The organism is Chlamydia sp. 04-14, assembly GCF_036632095.1.
Lineage (GTDB): Bacteria > Chlamydiota > Chlamydiia > Chlamydiales > Chlamydiaceae > Chlamydia.
This window is the reverse complement of the sequence record NZ_JAPYKW010000002.1, coordinates 80,676-93,057: the sequence shown is the minus strand read 5'-3', so window position 1 is coordinate 93,057 and position 12,382 is coordinate 80,676. Positions and strand designations below refer to the sequence as shown.

Below are 12,382 nucleotides of genomic sequence, written 5' to 3'. Positions count from 1 at the left end.
ACAGGCAGAGACAATCTATAGTCTAGGCTATGAATAAAAAACGCGTCCTAAACATTATAGGGACGCGTGCAATGTCATCTATGTAACAATAAAAGATTAATTTTAAGTTGGAGTAGTTCCCTGATATCCGAAGCTAGGGTCGAGGTCTGCTTTAGAATGTTTAATCAAACGACATTCTCTTTGATCTGCTTCCTCCTCATTACCAAGGTACCAACGTGCCTGCTCGCAGAAGCTATTATATAACGATCTCCACTCACTCTCTACAGTACCTTCTTGATAGAATCTTGATCTTCTAGCCTCAATATCCTCTTGAGAAACACGATGAGAACAATACATATGTAAGCTTCTTTGTAGAGAGTATGCGGTCGACATCATATAAAATGTCCTATAGTAAGCTGAATTCTGTCTTGCTAAAGCCTCTAGGTTGGACTCCACATCATACCTTTCTCTATAACTTTCTAAATCTCTTAGAGAATAAATACCAATCGCAAAAGATAGCTGTAAAAGTTCTGTGACAGCACTTGTGAATTCTGGGTTACTTGCAGCTTCTGGGGTCGGGAATATGATCTTGCTTGAATCACTAGCATCTGTTTGCAAGAAAGCTAAGACTTCTTGATACTTGTCAGATCTTAAATTCATTAAATAAGAAATATCCTCATTCATAGGTGGGCGCAGACCTACCCAGGGAGAGAGCTCTATTCCGTCCCTTTCTGCATCAAGTCGGTTGCTAGCATAAGCAAGAGCCGCTTCTGCTTTAGAATTCAAAACTGGTTGTCTAGGTATTTCTAATGTACTGGTGAATATAGTAGTTAGCTGTTGTTTTTTGACTAATTTCGCTAAAAGAACTCCAAAAACAAAAAAAGAAAGATAGACGGAACCGCAAATTAATAACGCCAAGCTAGCGCCACCTGCAAGATTTAAAGCGCCTAAGACTATAAAAATAATAGAAAGAGCCGCCAAACCGACCAAAACACTGATTTTTATAGTTTTAGAACATGAAATTCGTTGCGTTGATTCCGTAGTTTGTGTTAGATTTAGGAAATCACAGATTTTATTTAAATTGGGCATGTATTTTTACCGATTAAAAATTGACCCTAATATGATGCTCCACCGTCACAATTAAAGTCAATTTGAAAGTTTGCTGTTAAAATATTAATAAAAAACGTCGAATAAATCTCACTCAACCTTTGCGATATTAAGAACCTTAATATGAAGATGTGAGAATGAAGTGATTGCTAGATAGTATGTTCTTTACAAACTAGTTATATCTGAAACGCATAAGGAAAAAGCCCCAGTTTAATAGCCTGGGGAAAATTATCTCATACCTAACAGTATCAACACTTAACTTATCTAGTCTCTAGAACTTTCCCTAGTAAATACTGTAGATTTCCGACCTTAAGATTCGTTTGTTATAAGGCTGTCCTGATAATCTAGACAATATTTTAATATTTTAGAGACTGCCACATAAATTACGAGTGAAAGACACGACATTCCAACAAGAACACTGCCTGTGATCAATAAGGCGTAGCTAGCGCATCCAGCAAGGCCTAAAGCTCCTAAAATAATAAAAATTATAGGAACAACAAGTTCTACACCAACAACTAACCCTGTTAAAACCTTATATTGACAACAAAGCTTTTCAGACCCGCTGTCTTCTAAACCAATATAATTTTGAGGGATATCATTTATTGAATAAACCATTAAAATAACCAAATAAAGAATTGAACCGAAACATTTTAGATCAACCTATAATTAAAGTCAAAAATTTTCATTCAAATACACCCCCTGTAGAATAAATTTATAAAAAGAGGCTTTTAGATCAGCAGAACTAATTTAAAATATTTTTTATCTATCTTTATCTAAGATAAGCAACCAAATTATAATCTAAAAACCTTGGTTGTTACGTATGTTTGGGAACTATCATTTCATGCAGACGTTAGCTTTACATCTTAAATCAACATCCGCAAACATACCTCAATTATACTGAATGATGATGCGCAGTTGAGAAAATCTTAAGCGATTGCAAAACACGCTCTTAGAACATAAATTCCGTTGAAGTAATTATTTAATTTTTTATAATGCTCTTGCAATTTTTTAGGGGAAATAGACCTCGTCTACTTTTGAAATAGCACTATGTGATTAGGATACTGTTAAAAATAAATCTTATATTCTCGGACCATGACTCTTCCTGAAAAAACAACTCCCGCCGCCTCTTCGGCTCAGTCTGAGTCCAACTATACAGTTCCTTCGACTTCCAATTCTTCCTACACCAATCAAAGCGCGATTTCTTCTTCCTCGCTAGATGAGAGACTTTCTCTTTATGATGAAGCTGTAAATCAGAATAATTCCACAGAGGCTGTTGTTGAATTGGGGAAAACGCTACAGCAGGAGTTTTATAATTTAACAAATCCGAATACTACAGTACCCACAGCGTCACCATCTAATCATACGGGAAATTGGAAAACATCTTTCTTATATAATTTAGCCCAACTTGTTGCACATGTCGTCCCCACAAAAATATTACCAGCAAAAATCACCAAACCCACGATTCTTCCACCGCCAGCAAATCATACGGGGACTTCTTCGACAGACGTCTCTAGGCACTCCAACTCTTCTATTTATGAGAATTCCACCTCTTTAGTTCAGCCTTCCATTGGGGGGGGGGGTAGTTCACCCAAAAAGAAAAGTCCTATGGCTAAGCTTGTTAGGGATTTAACTTCTTCTCGAACTACAAAATCCACAAAAACACCTGAGAGATACTCTCCCACGCATATTCCTAATTCCACTTCCTTTGTTCAGGAAAGTTCTATCACTCTAAATCCATCTTCTATTGAAGAGACTAAAAAACAACTTATCGAAAAGAAAGAGGCAACGAATTCTATTCAGAAAGCGAAAAATCTACATTCTCTTTCTAGAAGGAAACGTGGTTTGGAAGATAAAGCTGAAGGTGGAGAATCGTCCTCGAGCAAATACGATCTGACTCCTGAGAATATTTTAGAGAAACTACAGTTAACTACTCAGCAAGCAACGTTATGTAGAATATCCATCAACAATATGAAGAAGGCTATAGGCTACTATAACAATCTAGACGAGAAAAACTCTAGGAAAGGACAAGACCTCCTAGTTAAGCAGTCTATTTTCTTAGATATGCTTCAAAAAAAGGCGGGCCTATCTACGTCACATCCAAGTTCTAAGGTGATGACGACTATTAAAACAGAGTTTTCATCACACAAAGTTAAAGTAGATAAATATCTACACGGTATCTGGATTGCTGGCGCTCCACCGGATGACGTAAGCCCCTATATTAAAGTATTTCTACAGACATATGATGATTACGAATTCTATTTCTGGGTGGATGAAAAAGCTTATGGAGCAGCTAAATTTTCATCTATTTTGAAGAAAATAGCTTTTGATGCATCCATGAATGAAATCAAGGAGAAAACCCCAGAAGGTGCGAAAGACTTTATTCAAAACTATGAAGAATTAAGTAAAAAATACGAAGCCACCAAAGATCGCGATCTAAAAGAACAATATTATGATGATCTAGTCAAACTCTATGAAAAATACGAAACATTAGATAAAGACATCAGGAACAATTTCAACGCCTTATTTTTAAGAAATATGGTTGTTTCTCAAGATGGGTTTTTTAATTTTTGCATGCTTAAAGGCTCCAGCGCAATTAATGATGAAACGCGCATAGAATATCTCGAAAAAACTATTAAACTTCCCCAAGAGGAAATTGAGCAATATAAGAAGACTATAGAAACCAACAAACAGAAAATTAAAGATATCGTTGCTAAAGTTAACCAGGATCTAAAATCTGACAGGGTTAAAATTAAAGATATCAAAGAACTGACCTCAATGAAAGACACAACCAATCTCTATAATTACGAGATGGAGATGTTTTTGCGATGGAATTACGCTGCAGCATCGGATCAGATCAGAATGTACATGCTCAAAGAGCATGGGGGCATTTATACCGATTTAGATATGATGCCCCAGTATTCTCAGGAAGCTACTAATGCTATTTTTGAGAAAGGTGGGAATAAATTTTTCGAAAGTTTGCAAATTAGACGGGCGATTTCTGACGCGGCATTAAAAATAGCAAATGGCCAAACTACAGTCACGCTGGAAGAAATCGGAAAGGAAATCAAACTATCAAAACTTACAGATGAGGACAAAACAAAAATCAAAGAGTTAATCACTGAATTTCAAAAGCTACATAACGGCGAAGGTGGAAGCCAAAGCAAACCTAAGACTAGTCTCTTTCAAAAAATGGCTGCTGAAACGATTCGAGATACAATGCCTGTTTTGCGAAGGTATCATAAGTGGGAGAGTGGTTGGAATGTTCGTATATTAAATGGTTTGATGATGGCGCATAAAGAGAGCGCCACTGTTGATGCTGTCATTCAAGGACAACAACGAGCTTATGCTGAATTAAAAGACTTAAGAGAAAATGTTCTTAGTGGATCTTTCTTTAATACTCTTGATGATCTCACACATTTAGATCAAAGAGATGTGGTGGGAGGCCATTTAGTCAGAGATTATCTTGGGAAGAGTCTATTTTACAATTTTAGACAAGATTCAACTATTCCTGGAGCGGTAAGTACATTAGGAATTACAGGTCCCGATTTAATTAAGAAAGAGATGATAAAACATTTCAGAAGTCTTGGCCCTTTAGGAAGCGACTTTCTTAGTGAGGATAAGAGGAATTTAGGAGATGCGGCCTATTTAGGTTCCTATAAAAAAATTAAAGATTCGAAAGGTGAAATTACATACGACTGGAAAAATCCTCTATCTATAGGCGCCAATGATGTAACTCCTGGTGATGAGAGTACCTGGTGTAATGTCAGACAAAAATGTGCAGCTGAATTACTTTTTTCTGATTCGTCAAAATTGCGTGTAGAAACTCCTAAAGGCATAGAGCGCACTAAAATCGATCAAGCTGAGTTCATTAAATCTTGGTCTCAGACATCGAAAGACAACCTACCTGGAGGTTTGTTAACAAGGTTTAATAATCTTATTGAAGATTCTAATGTGGATATCGTAAAACTAGCTGATTTAGATCACGAAATCTATGAATTCAAGACGAAAATAAAAGATGATGCCATAGCAACAACATCTATGTTTTCTCTACAACTGCAGCTTGCAAACCTAATCCGCGGTGTTCAACTTCCAGTTGCTAATCACGTTAACTTTTTCCCAGATTTATATAAAAACATCGAGGGTGATCTAGAAAAGGCTATTGGACTATATCTCAAGAGTAATTCACAGACAGGAATTACTGTATGGTATAGCTCGTCAAGCGGTCTATCCATGTTTTTAAAAGATATGCTATCCGTAGCTGAGAGGCAAGTAGCGATTGGAAATCTCATCGATTCTGTAGGGCAGTCTTCTCTTTCTATAACACAGATGGAACTCTTAACAAACTATGGAGAGCTGAAATCTAAAGAAAGTTTAGATGCTCTTACATCTGATGAGGATATTAATAAGTTTCTAGAGACTATAAATAAGCTAGCAGGGGATGAAAACCTTCAGGCCAAGGTTAAGGGAATCGAAGACAAAATCAGATCGGGACACTTTTTTAAAGATCTAGAAGAGTTCATAAATAAGTGCTTTGTTTTACGTGAAAATGAAAGAAAAAAGCTCATTCTCGAGAAAATGAAGGAGATAACCCGCTATAGTGGTCTGGATAAGCAGGAACAACAGAACTCACAAAAATGGTATGAAAAACTCTATGAGACTACGTATCAAAAACACGTCTTAGATCCCAGGAAGAAATTAGACGATATTATCAAAAAATTTGAGAATAGCGAACGTGTTGCTGTAGAGAATTTGGATAAATTCTTATTCGACAAACAATTATTTGCACGTATGTATCTTGATGGATACGCCTTTACTGATATAAAAGATATCTATCGATTTATGGTTGCTGAAGCAGGTGTTTCGGGGCTCTTTTCTTCGGATAGTGTATTGCCAGCTCCCTCAAAGCACCTAGTTGATATGATGAAAACAACACTAGGAGGAGATTATGAGGATATGCATGATGTCCTTAGTACTGTATATGATTACCTAGTTCTAGATCCTAGTAGTCCAGAAGCACAATCTGTTTTAGCAAATATACCTGAAAAATTAGGTGAAGAACTCAAAAAATGTCATGTTCCTGATTTACTCATACCTCCCGTTGATGGGCATGTCTCCGCTTTAGGAATGCAGTATGGAGTGGAAGACGGTGGTGAATCTGAGCGTGTAATGACAAGTGTTATGCCGGGGGTATTCAATCTAGCGAGCTATCTCATGGCAAACTATTTCGATACACTTTATCAGCTACATCTAAGTATTCATGATGGATCCTTAACTTTAGAGTCGGCTAAAAAATTATTAAACGATAAACACGTTTATAGTTTTCTCTATGACGATCGTCTTGAAGAGCTTGTAAAACTTGCTGGGGAGAAAAAATATCTCTCCTTAACTGAAGTTAGTAAAATTCTTTCCAAAAGAACGAATTTTGCACAGACAGGGTCATCCCTACTTTACAGCATTTTACCCGGGGTTAACGAAATCTTACAACGAGATGCAGATTTCGGTCGTCCCTTAGCGACTACAATGCTAGATCCGACGGCAATTAATCCATATGATTATCGCGGAGTAGGGTTGAGTAAAGATCTTTTCTCTATTCCTCCTGATGTGCCGACGATACCCAATGTTGTAGAACAGGCAAAATACACGTTATTTTCTTGGCCTGAATTTTCTAGAGACCAGATACCTCTATGGGGTGATTTAGCAAAAACATTTGGCTCTGATCTTGCTCACATACACCCACAAACGTTTTTATATGAATTAGAAGGACGTTGTATGGGTCTCACCATGCTCTACATGTCAGCCAAAGATTCAATAGAATATACCTTGATCACTAGAAATCTTATGACAGTAGGCGCTCTATTTCAAACAAAAGAGCGTGATCACATACCCCTAACAGATTCGGATAATACGTTTTTGGAGAAAAGTCGAACATTCATCGATTGGTTGCAATACCATGGAAACAAAGATCTGAAAACACAGGGAATATTAACTGAGCACAAATGGGATATTCAAGGTTTGTCTAAGATATTGGAACAACAGACAAACATAAAAAGTCTATTAGTTACGACATCTACTCACTCTTTAGTTGTTCAGGCAATGGATGAGGGTTATAGATTCACAGATCCTAACTTTGGGCATTGTGATTTTCCAACATTACAACAGGCTCTATTGTTCTTAGAATCTTCGGTACAGCTAACTGAAGAAATAAGAACTCGCTATGGGATTTCTTCTGCACAAAGTATAGAATCACAGCTAAAAGTTTATACCGTAGATTCAAAAAAAGCCGCGAATACCTGGTTCCCCTCTACCAACTTAGGATTCTCTTATGATCAATACATGACCACCTTATATAAGATGACTCTAAGAGGAGATGTCCGTATAGGCCGCAGAAGAATATCCTGGTCAGACCTATATAAAATAGGGGGGACTATTGATCATAAAAGGATCAATGAAAAGACCTCTGAAGCAGATCTCGATAGATTAAAATTAAACGGGGATATTTTAAGTGATTATCTTTCTAAGACTGTTTTAGATGCTCAACTTGCTTCTACAATCCTATATATCTTAGACAATTACGGCATAGAAGATGGAACAAAAGAGGTTAGCAGGAACCTAATTGTTGAAACACCTAGGGATCTCGCAGCGTTAATAAGTGGGCTCAAAACTAAATCCCAGCAAATAGGTTCCGCACTAAGGAACCTGATGAGTGATATAAAAAGTGCCATCAAAGATACATTTTCTGGTGATAAAGATAAGATATCTGTCACGAATGTAGATGTCACTGACAACGATAAAATTTCTTTCGAGTTTCAACAAGGAACATCACAAAAAAAGAAAATAGAAGTTCCAAGTCATGGATTAGTCAAAACATTCAAAGAGTTCGGAGCCATGGCTAGTGGTCTTGCTGGTACAGGCGTTATGGATATGGAGCTCGGCATGTCCATGGTCTCCATTGTACAATATGTACGTTTAGTACAAGCAGGAAAAGGTGGGGAAGCTCAGGCTCTTTTTGACCTATCTTTAGATGTTAAAGAAATGGCTGAAATGACCTTGGGAAGTGTTATACAAGGTCTAGGAAAGAAATTCATTACCAAAGAGGGAATTGATGGATTTCGATTAGAGTCAGCAGTGGCACAGCAAATGGTAAAAGCTTCTAAAAAAATAGGAGGAACTTTAGGAAAAGCTATTGGTAGGGCCGCGGGCGTTTTAGAGCTTCCTATTCTTGAAACTATTGCGGGAGTCTGGAGTCTCTATACTAGTATAGAGGATTTACAACACGCCTCTTCACATAGTGATACGATGGCAGCACGTGTTCAAATAGCTTTCGATACTATTACTTTAGCATTAACATTATCCGCCATTGTTGCTCCCCCCGCAATGTTAGCTGCAGGCCCTGTTGCTGCTATCGGTATGGGAGCTGCATCAATTGCTCGTAATGTTGCGAGAACAGAAGAGCGTCATCAAGAATGGGGTAAGTATAGGAAATTTCTAGAAGAAGGAGGAGAGCATGTTGTAAGCGCTTTTCCAGAAAGAGGATTGCTTGATTTATCTGGCAACCACGTTTTAGGAAATATACTGTTAGATCTAAGACAAAATCCTCCTATTTTTAAGGGAGATAGATCATACAATGCGAATAGATGGATTGGCCATCAACCACAATTGTCAGACTCACAGATTAGAGAAAAACTAGGCTATGCATTTAGTATTAGTCCACTTGGTGCTTTAGCAAGAGGACATGCCAATAGCTATTGGCCTCCTGAAGTTCCTAAAATCCCTGCGGGAATCTATAGAACTGTTATCCTTGGGTACGGAATGACATATGAGGGGATCACCGAAGTTGTTTATCTTTCAAATAAAATAATTTGGAGAGAAGCAGTTATGGAGACAGATTCTCGTTACTATAAACCTCCTTTAACAGCTAAAAATCATAAAAGTACGGTAATAACAGGAGATACACATACGACTATTATTCCTGTACGTCTTATCGATACTGATTCTCCAGAGAGAATAGCATACGCCTCACAGTATAAAAATTATGAGATTACGGTTCAAGGGGGCAAAGGAGGAATAACTGTTCAAATTGGTGGAGCGGGTTTTTATAACATTACTGGAGCCCCAAAAGTCGAAAATGTGATTTCATTCCGTGCTATTCCACCTCCATTTTCAGTGAAATTCAATCTCTCACAACTATTACAAGACGTTCCTATAATGAGACCTAACGGTACTCATATAGATATCTTAAAGATTCGACAAACAGGAATTACTACAATCATCGGTTCTTCTGGAGGCCAAGATACTTTAACAGGAAATCGTGACACCAAATTCTATGTAAGCCCTGGAGGAGGAGTTATATATTCTGGAGCAGGGAAAAACTGGTATTACATCCCTAAGTTAGATAGTAACCTTACTATTGTACTTACCCCAAACTCTACCGATCATGATCTTACACTCGGTATGAATTCCTTTGAATTACATTCAGAGGGGGGCAATTTAAATTTAGTAGGTCTCGACGGAGATAATAGCACAGGCATATATATCGAGAATGCAAACAAGAGTAGCTCGTATGACTGTTGGGTAGGCCACTTTAAAGTCAAATTCTCTGACGGTATTACAGCTGAAGCTATAGAAAAACCTATTCCAGGGAATAATACGAACACTACTACTTTAGGATTTACAAAATGTGATCAGTCTACCTGGGCATTAAAACATCCTGAAGAACCTGGATTCGTAGATAATATTGTACGGTGGATGAGAAAATATCTCTGGTGGTTTGCTCCTGAAGTATCCATTATTCAAAAACACAGCCGTGTATCTTATTATGACGATAGGAAGCTTTTTGTTTACAAACCCGACGAACATACCGAACTAGATATTCGAGCTCAAGATGAGTTTCAAACAGTAGTTGAAGGTGCCGTGGGTGTTTCTTATCTCTTATCTTCTGCACCAAATATCAAAACTGAATCTATTGAAATTATATTAGCAGAAGACGGGGATGCTCCTCAATTTCTTGACCTTAGTACAATTGTTCCCAGTTTAATTGAAGGGAAAATGACAAACGGCACGGAAGAGAGCTCAAGTATAAATCTTACGGTTTCTTCTCTACGATATACCATTCCTATGGTTTTAAGTTGGGATCCTGGAGATCCTCCGTGGGAAACGGTAATAGACATTAGCTCGAATGTTCGACCTACTTTGGGTAGCTGGTATGATCAATTAAGAGAAGATCCTGAAAAAGAGCATGTCCTCTATCACAATAGCGCCTTAGTCCCAGAAAGGTTAGAAGGGATAATGAGCCTAAATAACGCTGTTACTTTAATGTTGAGTGAGATGCAGAAAAGTAAAGAACATGTTCTTGGTGTAGAAAATAGGGGAGACGTAGATCTAACAATACAGGGAACACTCTATGCTGGGCATATCGAAGAGGTTATGACGGATCTAAAGTGGACGATGCTTGATTATCTCAAATCAATGAAGAAGTTCTCTGTTAAAGTACCCGCCCACACTATTGAATACATTGATTTCCGAGGTAGTGATCAAAGCGGGGGGAATGTCTTATTCTATAGTACGGTGGAATCTGGATTCCTTAAAGCAGATACCAAACCAAAAACGACATTCTCTCATAATACATGGAAGTTCTACGATGAAATTCAAATCTACTATACTTCACTAAATCTTGAAGATTTCAATCGCTATCGCATAGCCTCTGAAACATTTGCGTTAGCACGACAGATCATGTATGCCCAGGATTTAGTCAACATAAACAATAGGGATCTTATCTTAAAATTCTTCTATATCCGAGAAGGAAAGGGTATAGGATCTATGCGCTTAGTATACAAAAACTTCTTTAACACATACCTGGATGACATTTCCGAAAGAACATTAGAAAGAGAAGTTAAACCTTGGATGGCTTCGAATCCACATCAATTCATTGATCGAAGTTATTGGAATTACTTAGAGCTGACACTAGGGGAAGAGACATTTAACTTAATGACATTGATTAAAGAATTCTGTTCTCGTTCGCGCATTTTATCTCTAGAGCAAGATAAAACAGATCATCGTTTGATACTTCCTAAAAAATATCGATCTTTGGATCTAGTTGTTTTAACTTACACTATAGATCCTAAACAGATGAAAAATGCTCCAGAAAATAAACTGCTTTTCCTTGATCAAGCAATGAAAGAATACCGACTTCCTTCATCAACGATCTTAGAAAGCTCTTATTATTTGGATCCTGTAAGCGGTGATCTTTATATAACACGCATTCTCTCAGATCAATTACAAAACCAAGCATTTGTTCTGAAGTTAAAAGGATTTAAATGGGATTGGACAGCCTTTAAAAATATCATTGTATCCGCAGAGCATAAAGGGCTTATCTCATCTAGTGGAACTGCTGTCACATTTATTGGTCCCGAGCTACGTCATTTAGAAATTAATTTCCCTAAGACGATCGCAGAAGTAAAAATACAAGAAAGGATAGTTTCTCGAGCAGGTGTCATATTCCCAACTAATGATCAGATCGTACATTACGATCCTAGAGTTGACCAGCAGTTTTATCTACTGCGAGATTATATGCTATCGAATCTCAAAGATAGAACTAAAGGCCCTTCTAAGCGCACTAAAGCCTATGACAGCTATTTATTAGAGTCTGCTATGCACTTATATTCTCGAGATCCTAAATGGCAAATCCCCGAGAATATGCTGGAATATGCTTTTGGTTATTATAGAGTATATGTATCACACTGGGTACGTTCTCAAATGCGCGTAAATACAATGGTAAAAATGCCGAAGGGTAGTATTACAATTTCGTTAATCACGACACAAAATGATCTTTTTGATCGTCGACCTGGATCCGGTTACAATATCTACTTCACCATACTTGGCTTAAACAAACACGTGAAAACTCATACTAATAAACCTGGAGATATGCTTCTTGATCTAGATCAAGATGTAGTTCTTAAAGTGAAAAAAATCGACGAGAGCGAATATTCCAGAAGAAGGATCTATGTAGTTGCGGAAATAGCCACAGAAGAAGCTCTCAAACTCCAATCTGATACAGATGTCGTTATCCTCCCTCAAGGAGAAAAATTCAGATTTAAAAGAACTCTGAAAAACAAAAAATAAAGTAGTTCTAGTCTATAAGAATACGCAAATCTTCTAATTCCCTTCCTCAAAGGATTCTTATCCGAAGAATCAAAGAACAAAAATTCCTCCTAAAGAGCGTCTGAAAAATCTAAGAAAATAAACATCAATGTTTTACGATTTTTTATTTTTTAGAACTAGATTCAGAAGCGTGGGCAAT

3 protein-coding genes are annotated in these 12,382 nt (G+C 37.4%); 1 reads left to right on the top strand and 2 read right to left on the bottom strand.

Annotation, left to right across the window (positions count from 1 at the left end; translation table 11 throughout):
* Positions 1 to 102: 102 nt before the first annotated feature.
* Positions 103 to 1,068 carry a hypothetical protein gene (locus tag O6937_RS02975; RefSeq protein WP_332390184.1) on the bottom strand — a complete coding sequence of 322 codons (966 nt, stop codon included), beginning with the start codon at positions 1,066 to 1,068 and terminating at the stop codon, positions 103 to 105.
* A gap of 327 nt (positions 1,069 to 1,395) precedes the next feature.
* Entirely contained in the window at positions 1,396 to 1,701 is a 306-nt protein-coding gene (locus tag O6937_RS02970) for a hypothetical protein (RefSeq protein ID WP_332390183.1), read from the bottom strand.
* 477 nt (positions 1,702 to 2,178) lie between these two features.
* On the opposite strand from O6937_RS02970, the gene O6937_RS02965 reads away from it, so the two are divergent.
* Positions 2,179 to 12,204, top strand: a complete 10,026-nt coding sequence (locus O6937_RS02965) for a LifA/Efa1-related large cytotoxin (protein WP_332390182.1) — start codon at positions 2,179 to 2,181, stop codon at positions 12,202 to 12,204.
* The last annotated feature ends 178 nt before the right edge of the window (positions 12,205 to 12,382 follow it).

Coding starts and splice junctions, on each gene's coding strand:
- O6937_RS02965 (WP_332390182.1), top strand. CDS start 2,179: ATGACTCTTCCTGAAAAAACAACTCCCGCCGCCTCTTCGGCTCAGTCT.
- O6937_RS02970 (WP_332390183.1), bottom strand. CDS start 1,701: ATGGTTTATTCAATAAATGATATCCCTCAAAATTATATTGGTTTAGAA.
- O6937_RS02975 (WP_332390184.1), bottom strand. CDS start 1,068: ATGCCCAATTTAAATAAAATCTGTGATTTCCTAAATCTAACACAAACT.